General features: G+C 66.0%; 18 protein-coding genes. 6 read left to right on the forward strand and 12 right to left on the reverse strand.

The genetic code is table 11. From position 1 onward, the window contains the following. Positions 1–58: 58 nt before the first annotated feature. Positions 59–781, reverse strand: coding sequence for a LysM peptidoglycan-binding domain-containing protein (locus ACZ500_RS08285; protein WP_464232034.1), 723 nt, complete (start codon positions 779–781; stop codon positions 59–61). A 569-nt stretch (positions 782–1,350) separates the two neighbouring features. Between ACZ500_RS08285 and ACZ500_RS08290 the strand changes: the two genes are divergently transcribed. Together ACZ500_RS08290 and ACZ500_RS08295 are read left to right on the forward strand one after the other, a co-directional pair. Next, positions 1,351–1,644: a hypothetical protein gene (locus ACZ500_RS08290; RefSeq protein ID WP_464232035.1), complete on the forward strand. Its 294-nt coding sequence runs from the start codon at positions 1,351–1,353 to the stop codon at positions 1,642–1,644. Positions 1,645–1,823: 179 nt separating this feature from the next. Next, positions 1,824–2,747: a universal stress protein gene (locus ACZ500_RS08295; protein WP_464232036.1), complete on the forward strand. Its 924-nt coding sequence runs from the start codon at positions 1,824–1,826 to the stop codon at positions 2,745–2,747. Positions 2,748–2,823: 76 nt separating this feature from the next. On the opposite strand, the gene ACZ500_RS08300 is transcribed toward ACZ500_RS08295, so the two are convergent. Genes ACZ500_RS08300 through def form a run of 7 tightly spaced genes read right to left on the reverse strand, consistent with a single transcriptional unit; the run spans position 2,824 to position 8,208 of the window. Continuing rightward, the gene (locus ACZ500_RS08300) at positions 2,824–3,408 is read right to left on the reverse strand and encodes a ferritin-like domain-containing protein (protein ID WP_464232037.1); all 585 of its coding nucleotides are present in this window, start codon (positions 3,406–3,408) and stop codon (positions 2,824–2,826) included. 33 nt (positions 3,409–3,441) lie between these two features. Next, on the reverse strand, positions 3,442–3,666 hold the full coding sequence (locus ACZ500_RS08305; RefSeq protein ID WP_464232038.1) for a rhodanese-like domain-containing protein: 225 nt from the start codon (positions 3,664–3,666) through the stop codon (positions 3,442–3,444). Between the two features lie 47 nt (positions 3,667–3,713). After that, positions 3,714–4,382, reverse strand: coding sequence for a ribulose-phosphate 3-epimerase (rpe, locus tag ACZ500_RS08310; RefSeq protein ID WP_464232039.1), 669 nt, complete (start codon positions 4,380–4,382; stop codon positions 3,714–3,716). Positions 4,383–4,405: 23 nt separating this feature from the next. Next, positions 4,406–5,836, reverse strand: coding sequence for a 16S rRNA (cytosine(967)-C(5))-methyltransferase RsmB (gene rsmB / locus ACZ500_RS08315; protein WP_464232040.1), 1,431 nt, complete (start codon positions 5,834–5,836; stop codon positions 4,406–4,408). Next, entirely contained in the window at positions 5,817–6,683 is an 867-nt protein-coding gene (locus tag ACZ500_RS08320) for a DUF116 domain-containing protein (protein WP_464232041.1), read from the reverse strand. The genes rsmB and ACZ500_RS08320 overlap by 20 nt, the downstream gene beginning before the upstream one ends. Next, on the reverse strand, positions 6,680–7,693 hold the full coding sequence (gene fmt / locus ACZ500_RS08325) for a methionyl-tRNA formyltransferase (protein WP_464232042.1): 1,014 nt from the start codon (positions 7,691–7,693) through the stop codon (positions 6,680–6,682). The genes ACZ500_RS08320 and fmt overlap by 4 nt, the downstream gene beginning before the upstream one ends. Further along, positions 7,690–8,208 (reverse strand): peptide deformylase, encoded by a 519-nt coding sequence (gene def / locus ACZ500_RS08330; protein WP_464232043.1) that lies wholly within the window; start codon positions 8,206–8,208, stop codon positions 7,690–7,692. Before def ends, fmt begins: the two co-directional genes overlap by 4 nt. A 443-nt stretch (positions 8,209–8,651) precedes the next feature. On the opposite strand from def, the gene ACZ500_RS08335 reads away from it, so the two are divergent. After that, the gene (locus tag ACZ500_RS08335) at positions 8,652–8,831 is read left to right on the forward strand and encodes a hypothetical protein (protein WP_464232044.1); all 180 of its coding nucleotides are present in this window, start codon (positions 8,652–8,654) and stop codon (positions 8,829–8,831) included. Between the two features lie 194 nt (positions 8,832–9,025). Next, positions 9,026–9,619, forward strand: a complete 594-nt coding sequence (locus tag ACZ500_RS08340; protein ID WP_464232045.1) for an HD domain-containing protein — start codon at positions 9,026–9,028, stop codon at positions 9,617–9,619. Between the two features lie 70 nt (positions 9,620–9,689). On the opposite strand, the gene ACZ500_RS08345 is transcribed toward ACZ500_RS08340, so the two are convergent. The 4 genes from ACZ500_RS08345 to ACZ500_RS08360 form a co-directional block, all read right to left on the reverse strand. Continuing rightward, a complete protein-coding gene (locus ACZ500_RS08345; RefSeq protein WP_464232046.1) occupies positions 9,690–11,492 on the reverse strand; it encodes a M3 family metallopeptidase in 1,803 nt (600 codons plus the stop codon). 82 nt (positions 11,493–11,574) lie between these two features. Next, a complete protein-coding gene (locus ACZ500_RS08350; RefSeq protein ID WP_464232047.1) occupies positions 11,575–12,090 on the reverse strand; it encodes a DUF6125 family protein in 516 nt (171 codons plus the stop codon). 224 nt (positions 12,091–12,314) lie between these two features. Further along, complete coding sequence (locus ACZ500_RS08355; protein WP_464232048.1) at positions 12,315–12,650, reverse strand: ferredoxin-thioredoxin reductase catalytic domain-containing protein; 336 nt, start codon at positions 12,648–12,650, stop codon at positions 12,315–12,317. Positions 12,651–12,710: 60 nt separating this feature from the next. Beyond that, on the reverse strand, positions 12,711–13,013 hold the full coding sequence (locus ACZ500_RS08360) for an encapsulin-associated ferritin-like protein (RefSeq protein WP_464232049.1): 303 nt from the start codon (positions 13,011–13,013) through the stop codon (positions 12,711–12,713). 46 nt (positions 13,014–13,059) lie between these two features. Here ACZ500_RS08360 and ACZ500_RS08365 point away from each other — a divergent pair, with 46 nt between their 5' ends. Together ACZ500_RS08365 and ACZ500_RS08370 are read left to right on the forward strand one after the other, a co-directional pair. Further along, a complete protein-coding gene (locus ACZ500_RS08365) occupies positions 13,060–13,341 on the forward strand; it encodes a hypothetical protein (RefSeq protein ID WP_464232050.1) in 282 nt (93 codons plus the stop codon). Between the two features lie 482 nt (positions 13,342–13,823). Further along, positions 13,824–15,329, forward strand: a complete 1,506-nt coding sequence (locus ACZ500_RS08370; protein ID WP_464232051.1) for a phosphomannomutase — start codon at positions 13,824–13,826, stop codon at positions 15,327–15,329. Positions 15,330–15,470: the final 141 nt, after the last annotated feature.

Genomic DNA, 15,470 nt, shown 5'->3' on the forward strand with positions numbered 1-15,470 from the left:
CGAAGGGCGCGGCTGGATCCAAGGCCCGGCCGAACCGGCAAGCGGGGTCCGGCCGGGGCTACGGCGAAACCTTCAGCTTCTGCCCCGGCTGGATGAGGTCCTGGGCCGTCAGGCCGTTGAGCTGACGCAGCTTGTCGACGCTCAGGTTGTGCTTCAGGCCGATGCGGTAAAGGGTGTCGCCCGGCTGAACCGTGTAAAAGCTGGAGGAGGCCGCCTGTGCAGCCTTTTTTGCCGCCGGTTTGGCGGCCGCCTTGGGAGCCGAGGCGGGCTTGGGCGCGGCAGGCCGATTGGCCTGGCGGGAGGAGGTTTCGAGCTGTCTTACGACGCTCTGCAGCTGCGCCCCGATATCGCGCTGGTTCCGGTCCAGCTGCGCGATGGAACCCTCGACGGAATCCTTGATGGAAATCTGCTCCTGCTCGAGCGCGGCAAGCCGCTCCGGAAGCCCGGCCGATTTGCCGGCCTTTTCTTCCAGCTGCGCGATCTTGGCCTCCAGGAGCGCCACCTTTTCCTCGAGTTTGATGTCGTTCCGCCCCCGGCCGCTCAGGACAAGAAGCACGATGATCAGCAGCATCAGCCCCACCGCAGCGATCAGGATGGGCTTGAGCAGGGAGCCTCCCGGGGAAGACCCCGACCCGCCTGTCCTGTTCCGGTCCTCTCTGTCTGCATAATCGAATGCCTCGGTGGTTTCCTCTTCCATCTCGTCCAATTCCGTATCCTTGTCCTTCAGCATGACCGTCTCCTCGATCCCAAAAAAGGCTCCTCGTTCGAGCCGGATCCTCACCGGCCCTTCTCCTCTCCGAAAGCATGCCCACGCCCCTGCACCCCTCCGACCGCCCGCATGAAGGCGATGGGCGGTATGGACCCAGCCTGGCAGTCCCCATCCCCTGAGGGCAGGGCGCCGCCGAAGGCTGTGAAGAAAAATACCCCTTTCCGGATTGAAAACCGGACCGCGCTGGATGAGCATTTCCGGACGGATACCAGACTACCCTAAAAGAGACGGCACTTCAAGCAATCGCCGTTCCAGCCCGGCAGAATATTTGATCGGTTCCGGCCTCCCCCGACACCAAAAAGAGCTTGAAAAGAACGGTGGCTTGTGCTGTAATTTTTCAGACCCTTTCTTGGAATGACCGAAGAAGAACTTTCCTTATGGACTCCGACTCGGCCGGCTGCGGCCGCCGGCGGCCGGACCGGGAAGTGCAGGACCGCCCGGGGCGCGTCGTCCCGTCGACTCGGGGCGCCGTGGGAGGAGATCGCCTGCTCTGGCATTCGACATCCGGGGGTGCGCCTTGCATCGCGGCTTATCGGTGGGTTCAACCAGGTGGATTCCCGCAACGGAAAAGGAGGTGCACCATGAAGGCAGGGCTTATTTTTACAGGCACGGGTCCCATTCTGATCCTCACCACTTACGAATCGTTCCAGGACGCGAACCTCGTCAAGAAACTGGCATCGAAGGGAATCAGCAAATTCATTGCGTGCGAGTTGCCGCTCGAAACCGTCAAAAAGAAATACGGCAATCATTACGCCGTCATCATGGGCGACCTGAAACAGAGCGATGATTTGCGGGTGCTGGACTACAACGGTTACAACGTCTTTTACAACTTCACCTTTGCCGAGATGGGCAAACCTGTGTATCACGAACCGTGACACCGCCGGGAATCAGCCGCTCCGGGGCTGATTCCCCGCCGTCCTCCGGCTCCGGGGAGCCCTTCCCCGAGCCCGGCCGAGCGGCCGTTTCCCCGACCCGGCTGCCTATCGCAGGACCCGGAGAAAACCGTAAAAAGCGATCATCATCATTTCAATGGACACTCGAGGGGTGGAAGAGCATGCGTATCCTTCTGAAAAAGATCCTGTGCGGCATCGATTTTTCCGATTTCTCGAATCAGGCCCTGGCCTACAGCATTGCGCTGGCCAAGGAATACAAGGCCAAGCTCTACGTCTGCCACATCATCGATCTGCCGGCGGCCACCATGTACGGCGAGGGCATGGCCGACCCGCTTCTGCATGAGCGCCGGATCACGGACTACGCCTACGAATACCTCAACCGGCTTATCGGGGACGCCCCCGTCGTATGGGAGCCGTTTGTCACCGTCGGGCACACCGCCGACGAACTCTCCCGCCTCGCCGCCGAAAAGGAGGCCGACCTGGCCGTCGTCGCTACCCACGGCCGCTCCGGGATCAAACGGATGCTCCTCGGTTCGGTCACCGAACGTCTGATGCACATCCTGCCCTGCCCGCTTCTGGCCGTGCGCGGCCCCGAAAGGGGGACCGAGGTCTTGAGCGCGGCATCCGTACCGATGAAGCGGATCCTGGTCGGATGCGATTTCTCCCCTTATTCCGATCTGGCGTTCGAGTATGCCCTGAGCCTCGCCCAGGAGTTCGAGAGCGAGCTGCACCTCGTCCACGTCATCGAACCTCCGGTCTACGAGCATATCGCCAAGACCGAGGCCGAGGTGGAAGAGGGCTTCACCGAAGACCTGCGGCTCCAGCTGAGGGACACCCTCGAAAAACTCGTTCCGGAGGAGGCGCGCACCTGGTGCAGACCGAAGACGAGCCTCCTCGCCGGCCGGGCTCACGAAGAGATCACGAAGTACGCCCTCGTGAACAAGATGGACCTGGTGGTCCTGGGCGTGCGCGGACAGGGCCTGGTGGAAAAGCTTTTCATCGGGTCCACGACCGACAGGGTCATCCGGCAGGTCCAGTGCCCGGTTCTGTCGGTCCGCCCGAAATCCGAGCCGGAGCAGCCTTAACCCTCCCCGAAACACCTCGGAACGCCCGGGTCCGAAAGACCCGGGCGCCCTGCAGGCCTTTTCCCCGACCACCGCCTCACTTCGCAGCAAGACGGTCGAGCAGATCGCCGAGGGCCGCGAGGTGGCCCTTCTCCTCCTCCGCGGTCTTGAAGAGCACCCGGCGAGCCTTCTCGTCGGTCGCCTTATCGGTGAAACGCAGATAGAGATCCAGGGCCTGGGCCTCGATCATCATGGCGAGCTGCAGACAGTCGGCCGGGGACGCGAAGACGCGCTCGTTCTCCTTCAGGAACCTCTCCAACTCGAACCCCCCCTCCACCCGTCTGTAGTCGGCATTTGCGCGCAGCGCCGCTTCGCCGCCCGCTCCAGGCACGACCTCGTCATAAAGCGCAACGAGCCTCCGCTTGTGGGCCCCTTCGATCGATCCGAGGCGTTCGAGGAGCGCCGCCGCCTCCGTGTGGTTCGTCCGCTCGGCCGCCAGCGCGTAGAAACGCGCGAGGCCCTCCTCCATTCCGTAGGCGATGCCGATCATGCCGGCTGCGGACTCCTCGCCGGTGATCATGTCCATGTTCAGTTCCACCGGGCCCCGGGCCTTCACACCCTTCCAGGCCCTGATGCCGCCCTTCATGTCGTAGACCTGCTCGAACCCCTTGCCCTTGAGCATCTGCGCAGCGACCCGGCTGCGCCCCCCGAGGGCTCAGTAGACAAAAAGCGGCTGGTCCCGCCTCAGCTCCCCCGTCCGACCCTCGAGCTCGGGCAGCGGGATCAGCTCCGCCCCGGGGATATGGCCCTTCTCGTATTCGCCCGGCTGACGGACATCCAGAAAGGTGTAGGTCCCCGCCTCGTGCTCGGCCATGAAGGCCTTGACCTCCTCCGGCTGGAGGGAGTCGACGTGTCCAAACAGATGTCTGATGGAAATCATGGCAATCCTTTCCGTTGCAAAGGGGCGTTTTCCCGGCCCGGGGGGATCTACACCTCGAGCGGCTCGTGCATGCGCGCGCGCATCAGGCGGATCGTACCGGCATAGTCGTCCGTGCCGAAGATGGCCGACCCGGCGACAAAGACATCCGCCCCGGCCGCCGCGACCCTCCCGATCGTCGCCGGGCCGATCCCGCCGTCCACCTCGATGGCCGTCTGGAGCCCTCTTTCCAGGATCATCCGCCGCAGCCGCTCGATCTTCGGGATGACCGCCGGGATGAACCGCTGGCCGCCGAAGCCCGGGTTCACCGTCATCAGCAGGACCATGTCGAGATCGTCCAGGACATAGTCGAGGATCTCCAGGCCGGTCGCGGGGTTGAGGGAGACGGCCGCCTGCACGCCGAGGTCCTTGATGGCGTGGACGCTGCGGTGCAGGTGCCGAAGCGTCTCCGGGTGGACCGTCAGGATGTCCGCCCCGGCCTTCGCGAACTCGCCGACGTAAAGGTCCGGGTCGGAGATCATCAGGTGGACATCGAGCGGCAGCGTGGTCACCCGCCGCGCGGCCTCGACGATCAAGGGGCCGATGGTGATGTTCGGCACAAAATGACCGTCCATGACATCGATGTGGATCATGTCGGCCCCGGCGGCCTCGACCGCGCGGATCTCCTCACCGAGCCGCGTGAAATCGGCCGAGAGGATGGAAGGGGCTATCTTTCCCAATACACGTCTCCTTTTCGTAACGATCATTTTCGGATCGATTCCGACCCGTGTTCATCCCGGAGGGGATGGCCCGGCGCGCCTGCGCCTTCCCTCCCCCCTTGGCGCCTCAGGAGCGCGCCGAAAAACCCGTCGAGCCCGTGGACGTGCGGCAGGATCTGGAGGAACCCGCGCGCATCGATCAGCGGACGCGCCCAGGGGGGCGCCTGCACCCGAAGATCCTCCTGCGCCATGTCGGGGTGGGCCGCCAGGAACGCCTCGACGACGCCCTCGTTCTCCTCGCGGATCAACGTGCAGGTCCCGTAAAAGAGTGCCCCGTTTTCCTTCAGCATCCGCGCCGCCCCCTCCAGGATCCCGAGTTGGAGCCCGGCCAGGCGGGCGATGTCCTCGGGGCGGCGGCGCCACTTGATATCGGGGTGTCCGCTGAGCACGCCGAGGCCGGAGCAGGGCGCATCGACGAGGATCCGGTCGAACCCGCCCCGAAAGGCATTCGCGGCTCCGTGCAGGGCGTCCGCCGCTGCGCAATGGATGCATCCGCCGAGGCCGAGGCGGCGCGCCGCCTCTCCGAGCCCGCGCAGGCGCCTGGGCTGCAGATCGACCGCGAGGATGAACCCGCGCCCCTCTATCAGTTCGGCCAGATGGGTGCTCTTCCCGCCGAGCCCGGCGCACAGGTCCAGGACCCTTTCCCCGGGCTGCGGCCCCAGGAGGTGCGAGAAGACCTGTGCGCCCTCGCCCTGGACCTGAAAGCAGCCCTCCCGGAAGGCCTTCAGCCGTTCGACGCCCCCCTTCACGCCCCGGATGACAAGCCCTTCGGGGGCGTACGCCGTCCTTTCGGCGGCGACCCCCTCCTCGGCAAGGGCGCGGATCAGGGCGCTCCGCCCGATGCGCATACGGTTCACCCGGATGGTCAGGTCCGGGATCCGGTTCCCGGCCGCCATCAGCTCCTCGGCCGCCGGCATCCCCCACTCCTTCAGCCACCGGTCCACGAGCCACTCCGGATAGGCATGGACGACCGCCAGGTGCCTGCGCAGATCCCGTTTCCGGTCCGGAAAGGGCAGCGGCTCCCCTTCCCGGCACACCGCCCGCAGCAAGCCGTTCACGAAGGCGGCGACGTGCGGCCGGGCGCAGGCCCGGGCCTGTTTGACCGCCTCGTTGACGGCCGCCGACTGCGGGATCCGGTCCATCCGGGTGATCTGGAAGACCGCCAGCCGCAGGATGTCGAGCACGCGGGGCTCCAGCTTACTGAAGGGAAACCGAAGCTTCCGGGCGATGATCCAGTCGAGCGTCGCCCGCCAGCGCATCACCCCCTGCACCAACTGCACCGCAAGGGCCCGGTCCCGTTCGTCCGGCAAAGCCGCCCAGCCCAAAAGGTCCCGCGCCCCGCCTTCGAGCCTCGCCAAAGGCCCCTCCAGGGCGCAGAGGGCCTCCAGCGCCGCGTCACGGGGTCCCATCGTCATGACCGGCCAAGAACCGCTTGACCCCTTTTTCGACCATCGCGATGTCCACGTCCGTGTCGAAGCAGGGGCCGTGGGGCCTCCGGTTGAAGATGCCGAAGACGGGGATCGGGTAGCTGTCCTGGATGCCGCTGGTCAGGTCCCGTTCACAGGCGACCCCGATGATCAGGTCCGGCTTCTTCTGGACGACGATCCGGCGCGCGAGCGTCCCGCCCGTGGCCACGGAGACGGCGACGCCGTATCGCTCCGCCAGTTCGACCAGCTCCTTGATCCGGCACTTCCCGCACCGTTTGCAGTTGGCCACGTCGGCCGTGATGCGGACCCGGCACTCGTGGAACTGGAGGCAATGCGGCAGGAGGATCAGCAGCTTCTGCGGGCGGACCCGACCGCACTCGGCCAGAACCAGCTGGTTGTTGATGGCGACGAACGAGCGCCGGATCTGGTCCTTCCGGATCCGGAAACACCTTCCGAGGACCACCAGCAGCGGAAAGAGAAAACGGACCACCGCGCCGCGGATGCGCCGGTTGAAAAAGAGGTTCTTCCCCCGGATGATGGTGAAGACGAGGGTCAGGGCCCCCCCGAGGATGAAGCAGACGGCCGCCCCCAGGACGACGCCCAGAACGACGGGCATGCTCGGATGGATCGCGCTCAGACCGACATAGGGGACATACCAAAGGAGAAAAGCGAGGATCAGCAGAACCAGGCAGAGCACCAGCAGCAGGAAGATGAACACCCGCTTGCGCGGCGCGCCGGAGGGTTCGGACTCCGAAAGCATCCGGTGCGACAGGGGATCGTCTGCAGGCGCGCCCGGGGAGCCCGCTGCGTATAGCTGGGCGGTGCGCTTCGTCATGGCGGCGAACCCAGGACGGCCCCCTGCGGGATCGCGAAGCCGCGCAGAAAATCGTCCGCGGGCATGCGGCGCTTCCCCGGCATCTGCAGGGCGCCGACCGCCAGGACCCCTTCGCCCGCCTCGATCAGCAGGCGGCCTTCAGCACAGCCGAGGACGCGCCCGGGCACGGAGGCCGCGTCCGCCTCTTCCCGGACTACACGGGGCTCGAAGAGCTTGAGCCTCAGGTCGTTGAACACGGTGAATGCGCCCGGAGCCGGATCCATCGCCCGGATGCGCGCCGAGACCGCACCGGCGGATTCTTCCCAGCGGATGGCCGCATGCTCCCTGGTGATCTTCGGGGCGTAGGTCATCCGGTCCTCGTCCTGGGGGACCGCCTCGAGCGTCCCGGTCTGGAACCGGCGCAGCGTCTCGGCGAGAAACGCGCCGGAGAGCTGCGCGAGCCGGTCGTGGAGGCCCCCGAAGGTCTCCTCCGCTCCGATGGCGACCCGCCGCTGCAGCAGGATCGGACCGCTGTCCAGGCCCTCCTCCATGAGCATCGCCGTCAGGCCTGTCTCCCCCTCCCGGTCGAGGATGGCCCACTGGATGGGCGCAGCCCCGCGGTAGCGGGGAAGCAGCGAGGCATGGATGTTGACGGCCCCGCAGCCCGGCAGTTCCAGAAGCGGCCGCCTCAGCACCTGTCCGAAGGCGATGACGATCAGCAGGTCCGGCTGCAGCGCGCGCATCCGCTCCAGGAAGGCCTCATCGGAGACCTTCGCGGGCTGCAGGACCTCGAGCCCCGCCGAGAGCGCGGCCTTTTTGACGGCGGAAAACATCACGCTCCGCCCTCGCCCCTTCCGCCGGTCGGGCTGGGTCACGACGGCTGCGACCCGATGCCCTTCCTCGAGGCAGGCCTCGAGCCCGGGCACGGCGAACTCGGGCGTCCCCATGAAGACGATGCGGGCCTTTTCGGGGAGCGGGCCAAGCAGTCGTCTGTCGTCGGATATTCGCTTCAGGCCGTCGGTGTCGTTCACGGGTTCTTGAGCCGCTTCTGCAGCCTGCGTTTGTAAATGCTGCGCTTCAGACTGCTGATGTGGTCGATGTAAAGCACCCCGTCCAGATGATCGATCTCGTGCTGGAGGCAGACCGCCAGCAGATCGTCTGCCTCGATCTCCTGCGTCTTTCCGTGCCGGTCGACGCCCCGAACCAGAACGTGTGCCATCCGGATGACGTCGGCCGTGTAGTCCGGCACGCTCAAACAGGCCTCCGGCCAGACGATGCGGCCTTCTCCCGAGGCGACGACCGGATTGACGAGGGCGAAGGGGGACCTCTCCTCCGTGCCGGGGCGGCGTTCGAAGACGATGACCCGCCTCAGCTCACCCACCTGATTGGCGGCCAGTCCGATGCCCGGTGCGGCGTGCATGGTCTCGATCATGTGGTCGATCAGGTCCTGCAGTTCGCCGTCGATGCTCTCGATCGGCTCGGCCGCCGTCTTCAGGATCGGATCGGGATAGGTGAGGATCTCCAATAGGCCTTCCTTTTCTTCCATATCGTTCCCTGACGCCGAAGGGCGGCGCTGCGCCGGCCCCGGCATCCCTCCTCACGCTGATGGGCCTCCCTCCCGGAAAAAATCCGGGCATCCCCCACGGCCGACTGCCGGCCGGGCGGTCTGCCCTCCTGTTCCGATCGAGGCCTGGCCGCTTTCCACTCTCGAAGGGTCTTCGCTGCCCATCACGGCGTCGATCACACCCTCGGCAGCGCGGCCTTGAACCGGCCGCCTGCCTCCCGGGCGGGGACCCTATCATTCAAGATCGAAAACGGGTTGGTTTCGGAAAACACTTTTCGTTCAAGTTTCAACCTTATCATTTTAAGCAAGCTTTGCAGACAAATCAAGGTAAACGCGGCAAAACCTCCTTGACTTTTCTATGCCATCCCTCTAATGAGTCTCCATCCGGAAATGATTTCCCGGTACAACCCAGTTTCCATCCGGAAATGGTCTTTTTGGCCAATCTCGGCGTCAATCTGCACGTTTGCTTGTGCGGCGACCTGCAGATCGCCTCCGCGCAAACGCTTGATTTTCTTGATATTGGCCAAGCCGGGACCCACCGCGGAGCGGTGGGACTGAGCGGCGAAGCGGTGAAGAAAAATCCTCATTTCGGGATTGGAAACTAATGAATTGGCATCCGAAAACGGTCATTTTGGCCGCTCGCGGCGTCAACCCGCGCCTCTGATCGTGCAGCGAGCTGCAGGCCGCCTGTGTGCAGGCACATGATTCCTCTGATGCGGACAAGGGCCGTGGCCGGCCGGACACTCATTTCGCAAGGGCACTGTAAGGTTTCCATTCATTGAGAAAGGCGATTTGACCCATGTTGGACCGCATCGCAAAATTTCTTTTCGAAGTGGGCATGCTCAAAAAAACCCCGCGGACCGGGTACCAGTTCCTCGGCTCCGGCAGGGAATCGGTGGCGGCGCACTCCTTCCGCACCGTGGTGATCGGCTACGTCCTCGCCTCGCGCACACCGGGCGTCGATCTTGGACGGGTGACCCTGATGTGCCTCTTCCACGACCTGCCCGAGGCCCGCACGGGAGACCACAATTACGTCAACAAACGCTACGTGACGGTCGACGAGGTCCGAGCCCTGCAGGACCAGGTGGTCGGCCTTCCCTTCGGCGGCGACATCCTGTCGCTCTGCGAAGAGTTCAACGCCGGCGCGACGCTCGAGGCCCGCCTCGCGAAGGATGCCGATCAACTGGACCTCATCCTCGAACTGAAGTCCTACAAAGACCTCGGAAACCCGCACGCCCAAGACTGGCTCTCCTTCGCCCTGCAGCGGCTCTCGACGGACGAGGCGCAGGCGCTGGCGAAGGTGGTGCTCGAAACAGACTGGACCGATTGGTGGTTCGACAAGCAGACGGACTGGTGGGTCAACGGCCCGAACAACCGCCGCGACCCCGAATGAACAAGCCCCGTGGCCGGCCGGCGCCCGCCCGGCCGACCACGCCGATGTGCACTTACTCGAGACGCTGCGCCTATCGCATCGGCCCGGCGCTCTTCACCATCCGTTCGAAATCCTCCAGAAACCCCTCGAAGACCTCGAAGGCCTCCGCGGCGAAGGCGAGGCCCTCGATATCGATCCCCACCTCCCGGAGAAGCGCCGCGGGCTCCGCACTCCCTCCCGCCTCGAGAAGGCGCCTCAGCCGCGCCGTGAACCGCCCGCCCTCATCCAGATACCGCCGATAGAGACCGTACGATACGAGCTGCCCGTAGACGTAGACATGGCAGGTGAGCGGCCGGTGGAAGAAGTGCGGGACGAGCGCCCAGCCGTGCCGATAGACGCCCTGCATCTCCACGCCCTCCCTGTAAAGCCCGCAGGTTTCCTTCATCCAGGCCGCACCGATGAAATCCGCGCCGAGCGGGGATGCGCCCCGCCGCGCCCCCAGCGCCAGTTCGAAGCGGGTCAGCACGCTCTGCCGCATCACCGTCCCGATGAAGCCCTCGATGCGCGCGGCCGCCAGTTGCAGCGCCACGGCCGGGGAGACAGCCTCCGACAGCCACTGACGGCAGGCAAGCAGCTCGAAAAAGGTCGCCGCCGCCTCCTCCACCACCCGCGACCCCTGGAAAAGGAGGCCGGTCTGCCGGGAGGCCAGGGTATAGTGGACCGCGTGTCCGACCTCGTGGGCAAGGGTCAGGAAGTCCCGGAGCGAACCGGTATAGGAGAGAAAGACATACGGCGCCCTCGAGGGCGGCGGCGCATGGCAGAAGGCCCCGCTCCGCTTCCCGGCCTCGGGCGCCGCGTGCACCCGGCCCTCCGAAAAGACCCGGTGCACCGCCGCATACCATGCGGGGTCGACAGCCGCGGCCGTCCGTTCGAGCCGCCCCCTCGCCTCTGCGTAGGGCGCGCCGCAGGCCTCAGGTCCCCAAGGCGCCGCAAGGTCCGGCATCGGCAGCCGCGCCGAACCGAACCCCTTGGCCTTCAGCCGAAAATAGCGCACGGCCAGGGCATAGCGGGATTCCACCTCATCGAGGAGGCCGAGGACCCCGTGCGCCGTCAGGCCGGCGGCAAGGGCGGAGGCGTCGAGCGGCGAGGCGAACCCGCGTGCGGAGGCATCCAGGATCCGATGATGGGTCAGGGTGTCGAGAACGAAGGCCAGCTGGGGGATAAAGGGGTCGAGCGCCCGGTAGACCGCCCCGAAGGCGGCCGCCCGCATCCGGGCATCCGCCGCGCCCAGCCGCCCGAGGGCCTCGGGCAGCCCGATCGGCTTGCCGCCGCGGCGCTCCGGCAGGATTCGCAGCGCGCCGAGCGTCATGTCGTAGAAGAGACGCCAGGCATCCCGTGCGGTCAGATCCCGGTCGAGCGCCAAACGCTCGGCCGCCTCCGGGAGGAAGGCGGCCGCCCGCCGGGCGAGGCATCGGAGGTAAGGCCCGTATTCCCTGCAGGCAGGGTACGCCGCGAGTCCCTCAAGGGCGCGGGGGCCCATCGCCGCCAGCTGCAGGGGGAAGAAAACCAGCTGCTTTTCGACGGCCCCCGAGGCCGCCGCCGCACGGTCGTAAAGGGCCCGCACCGCCGATCCCTGCGTATCGACCGCCTGCACGAGGGTCGCGTAGCCCACGGGCCGGAGGATCCTGTCGCGGCAGGCCTCGAATGCCCTCAGGGCGAGGGCGGCCTCCTCCGGCATCGCGCAGCGCGCTTGCACCCGCCCCTCCCAGCCGCTGCGGAAAGCCTGGGCCGCGCTAAGGGCCTCGCCGAGGTCGCGCACGATCGCGGGGTCGAAGGGGCTGCGGTACAGGGCCCCAAGATCCCAGCGCGGGGGATGCGTCTTTAAATCCTCCATATGCCTCTCCCGCGAAGGCCGCCGGGAGTGCGTCGGACTTCGACCCGAGGGCCTGTCGACGGCACCCGCCCACGGACCGGCTTCACGCCGTCTGCAGCGTGAACCGCCACCGGCAGAACATCGTCTCCGGGTGCGGGTCGGGCGGCGCAAACAGGCATTCGACCCGGATGCGCTCGTCCACCGCGTGCGCGAAGCTCTCGAACTCCCCGCGGTGCATCTCCTTGCAGACATACTCCCCGAGTCCCCGCTTCAGCCGGGCCTCCTGCGTCGGGCAGGAGGGCACGGAGAGCAGGACCTCGTCCGGGGACGACTCGATCTCGTACCCGACCAGGATGCACCAGGGAAAGTACCGGAGGGCCTCCACGAAGCCCTCGAGGCCCTTCGCCCGGATGTCGAAGCGCTGCACCAGGTCCTTCGCCGCCATGGCGGGCACCCTGCCCCACACCTCTTCGTTCAGCCTCTCGGCGGCCGGTTGGCCGTAGCGCTCGGCCGCGCGAATGAACCAGAAGGCGTCCGCCACGCGGTAGTGCCAAAGCAGGAAACCGATGTACTTCCGGAGCGCTTCCGCCTCCATGTCTTCGAAGATGCGCAGATCCATGGGCTCTGTCTCCCCCGGGAGGGTTCATGATTCGGGCCGGGCGCCCCCGCGCCTGCGCCGGCCGGGATGCAGCGCTGCGCATGGAGCGCCCCGCCAGTGGGTGGTGGACCAAGACGCTCCCGAGGAGCCCGCACCGACCGGGATGCAGCGCCGCACATGAGGCGCCCGGATCACTCAGCCCCGTCCGTCCAAAGATGCACCAGGCCGGCTCGGCCGCAGCGGGCTCACCCGAACATCTTTTCCGGCGGTCTGCGCTCCGGGACGTAGCGGTGGGGGGTGCGCCCCTCGTTCCAGTCCCTCGACACGTAGAGGTTGCAGTAGCAGCTGCCGTACTCGGCCACGTCCGCCTCCCGGTAGACGCAGGGGCAGAGGATGTCCTTGTCCTTCTCGCGGTTTCCCGAGGCGAGCCTGCACGGGCAGCACATGTACCCGTAACGGTCCTTGTTGACCAGCAGGGCCCCGAGCAGATCCATCACCCGTTCCTTGTCCGTGTTGAAAAAGTAGCCTTTCGGCTCCTGGACCTTTTTCAGCATTTCGTAAAGCTTCTCGACTTCGTCCATCTTCGCTCGACCCCCTTCAAGGGTTGTTCCGTCTTCCGCTTCAGCGTCCATCGGAGCCGTCTAATGGTGTTCACTCTCCATCTCGGCGATGGATTTTTCCGTGAAAAGGTAGTCCTTCAGCTCTTTGTCGAAGGCCGGATCGGCGCGCCGGATCCATTCCATGAGCATCGCCGCGTGCTCCTTCTCCTCGTCCCGGTTGTGGGCCAGGATCGCCCTGAGGGCCTCGTCCTTGCAGACATCGACGCGCTGGTTGTACCAGTCCACGGCCTCGAGTTCCTCGATCAGCGAGACGAGAGCGCGATGCATATCCTTCGTTTCCCGAGACAATTCCTCTGCCGGTTCGTGCAGTCCTTCGTGGGCCATGACATCCTCCTTGTTGTCGACAGGTTTAGTTGGTTTCCATCCGGAAATGGTCTTTTTTGCCAATCTCGGCGTCAATCTGCACGTTTGCTTGTGCGGCGACCTGCAGGTCGCCTCCGCACAAACGCTTGATTTCCTTGATATTGGCAAAAAATCCTCATTTCCGAATTGGAAACCGGGTTGTACCGGGAAATCATTTCCGGATGGAGACTACTTGGTTTCCATCCGGAAGACAACTCCCGGTGCGCACCAATGCTCTAAGCTTATAAATCGTTTGCGTCCGGGGTCAATCCTTTTCTCGCCTCCGCCCGCCGCCCCCTGCGGCGCATGAGAATAAAAGGCCGCCTTCAGGGCATCGACACCGAGCCGACGGACCATGAACGTCCAAGGCATCCGGAGGCCCGCCATGGGGCGCACGCGCCTCGCCGTGCCGCTGCCGCGGCCGGCGGATCTGCGCCGACCCGAACCCGGACCGCCGAGAGAGGGGCGAGACCTCGGAGCGACCCGGCATCCCGGACCCACGCGGGAAATAAACCGCGGGAGCTTGACGCGGGCGGTGCTGTTCTGTTAACACTCTCCTGCGTATCCCGCTCGAACAGCGCAGCGGCGCCAATCTCCATCCGGTGGTCGGCGTGCGGAAGGCGCAAAGGCGGCGCTCCTCATATAGACAGACAGCCCGCCCGCTGGGAGCGGGTGCGGCTTCGACGCCCCGGGGACACCCGGACGGGCCGCAGGCCTGCGGCCCTGAAACGCCCGCAGCGGCAGACAGGATGGACACGACACGGCGTTTCGGGCGCGACTCCCCCGTTTTCGATGAAAGGCAAAACAATGGCAATCCGGCAGTCCATTACGGAGTTGATGATCCAGAGCGGTGTGCAGTTCGGGACCAGCGGGGTCCGCGGGCTTGCAGCCGACATGACGGACCGCGTCTGCTACTGCTATACGGCCGCCTTCCTGCAGTATCTCGAGGAATGCGGCGAATCCGGGCCCGGTGGGACCGTGGCCGTCGGCGGCGACCTGCGCCCCAGCACCGAGCGCATCATGAAGGCGGCCGCCAGGGCGGCCACCGACCGGGGCTACCGCCTCGAGCACGCGGGCAGGCTTTCCACCCCGGCCCTGGCCCTCCACGGCATCGAGGAGGGGATTCCGACCGTCATGGTCACCGGCAGCCACATCCCGGACGACCGCAACGGGATCAAATACAACACGAAAAAGGGTGAGATCCTCAAGGCGGACGAGGCGGGCATCCGCCGGCAGGTCGTCGCCATCCCCGACGGGCGGTTCGACGCTTCGGGCCGGCTTCGCGAACCGGTCGAACTTCCCCCGGTCAGCGAAGCGGCCCGGGAGCGGTACATCCGGCGGTTTCTGGACTTCTTCCCCCCCGGATGCCTGCAGGGGGCGCGGATCGGGGTCTACGGACATTCATCGGTCAGCCGGGAGACCATGGCGACGGTCCTTGGCGGCCTCGGCGCGGCCGTAACCCGGCTCGGGTTTTCGGAGCGCTTCATCCCGGTCGACACGGAGGCCCTGCGCCCCGAGGATGTCGCGGCCGCGGCGCAATGGGCCCGACAGCACTCCTTCGATGCGATCGTCTCGACGGACGGCGATGGAGACCGGCCCCTCATCGCCGACGAAACCGGCCTCTGGCTGCGCGGCGACGTCGCCGGGATCCTCTGCGCCGCCTATCTCGGGGCCGACGCGGTGGTGGTTCCCGTTTCGTGCAACTCGGCCGTCGACCGGTGCGGTTTTTTCGAACGGGTCTACCGGACCCGCATCGGGTCCCCCTACGTCATCGAGGGGATGATGCAGGCGGCGGCCGACGGCGCGCGCCGCGTGACGGGCTACGAAGCGAACGGGGGGTTTCTGACCGCCTCCCCGATCGAAAAGCGCGGCCGCACCCTGGCCCCCCTTCCCACCCGCGACGCCCTCATCGTGCACCTGACCATCCTGCTTGCGGCCCGCGAAGAAGGCTCCCCGATCAGCGCGCTCCTCCGAAAGCTCCCCCAGCGCTTCACCTTCAGCGACCGCCTCAAAGACTTCCCCCCCGAAAAGAGCCGGCAAAAACTCGAAGCGCTTTGGACCGGCGACCCGGAGCGGGACCTGACGGCGATCGCCGCCGTCTTCGGCACGGCCTTCGGCCGCCCGGTCGGCTGCGACAGGACCGACGGCCTCCGCATCACCTTCGACAACGGCGATGTGGTGCACCTCCGCCCCTCCGGAAACGCACCGGAGTTCCGCTGCTACACCGAGGCCGGAAGCCCGGCGCGCGCACAGGAGCTGAACCGGGCCTGCCTCGCCCTCATGGCGTCCTGGCGCTGAATCCAAACGGGGCGGAGGTGCGAAAAGGCCTTTCAGCAGATGGGGCCGGAACTCAGGCGGCAAAAAATCTCAGCGGCACGACCACATGCGGCATGCCAGCGGATGTGCGGGATGAACGGAGGCACAAGAGTCCGGCGATAA

This window comes from Desulfatiglans parachlorophenolica (genome assembly GCF_055394735.1).

What these genes read in the sequence shown, in the direction of transcription:
- ACZ500_RS08335 (WP_464232044.1), top strand. Translation starts at nt 8,652, where the DNA reads ATGGTCTTTTTGGCCAATCTCGGCGTCAATCTGCACGTTTGCTTGTGC.
- ACZ500_RS08290 (WP_464232035.1), top strand. Translation starts at nt 1,351, where the DNA reads ATGAAGGCAGGGCTTATTTTTACAGGCACGGGTCCCATTCTGATCCTC.
- def (WP_464232043.1), bottom strand. Translation starts at nt 8,208, where the DNA reads ATGGAAGAAAAGGAAGGCCTATTGGAGATCCTCACCTATCCCGATCCG.
- ACZ500_RS08365 (WP_464232050.1), top strand. Translation starts at nt 13,060, where the DNA reads ATGGTCTTTTTTGCCAATCTCGGCGTCAATCTGCACGTTTGCTTGTGC.
- ACZ500_RS08320 (WP_464232041.1), bottom strand. Translation starts at nt 6,683, where the DNA reads ATGACGAAGCGCACCGCCCAGCTATACGCAGCGGGCTCCCCGGGCGCG.
- ACZ500_RS08370 (WP_464232051.1), top strand. Translation starts at nt 13,824, where the DNA reads ATGAAAGGCAAAACAATGGCAATCCGGCAGTCCATTACGGAGTTGATG.
- ACZ500_RS08305 (WP_464232038.1), bottom strand. Translation starts at nt 3,666, where the DNA reads ATGATTTCCATCAGACATCTGTTTGGACACGTCGACTCCCTCCAGCCG.
- ACZ500_RS08355 (WP_464232048.1), bottom strand. Translation starts at nt 12,650, where the DNA reads ATGGACGAAGTCGAGAAGCTTTACGAAATGCTGAAAAAGGTCCAGGAG.
- rsmB (WP_464232040.1), bottom strand. Translation starts at nt 5,836, where the DNA reads ATGACGATGGGACCCCGTGACGCGGCGCTGGAGGCCCTCTGCGCCCTG.
- ACZ500_RS08350 (WP_464232047.1), bottom strand. Translation starts at nt 12,090, where the DNA reads ATGGATCTGCGCATCTTCGAAGACATGGAGGCGGAAGCGCTCCGGAAG.
- ACZ500_RS08360 (WP_464232049.1), bottom strand. Translation starts at nt 13,013, where the DNA reads ATGGCCCACGAAGGACTGCACGAACCGGCAGAGGAATTGTCTCGGGAA.
- ACZ500_RS08300 (WP_464232037.1), bottom strand. Translation starts at nt 3,408, where the DNA reads ATGCTCAAGGGCAAGGGGTTCGAGCAGGTCTACGACATGAAGGGCGGC.
- ACZ500_RS08340 (WP_464232045.1), top strand. Translation starts at nt 9,026, where the DNA reads ATGTTGGACCGCATCGCAAAATTTCTTTTCGAAGTGGGCATGCTCAAA.
- ACZ500_RS08345 (WP_464232046.1), bottom strand. Translation starts at nt 11,492, where the DNA reads ATGGAGGATTTAAAGACGCATCCCCCGCGCTGGGATCTTGGGGCCCTG.
- ACZ500_RS08295 (WP_464232036.1), top strand. Translation starts at nt 1,824, where the DNA reads ATGCGTATCCTTCTGAAAAAGATCCTGTGCGGCATCGATTTTTCCGAT.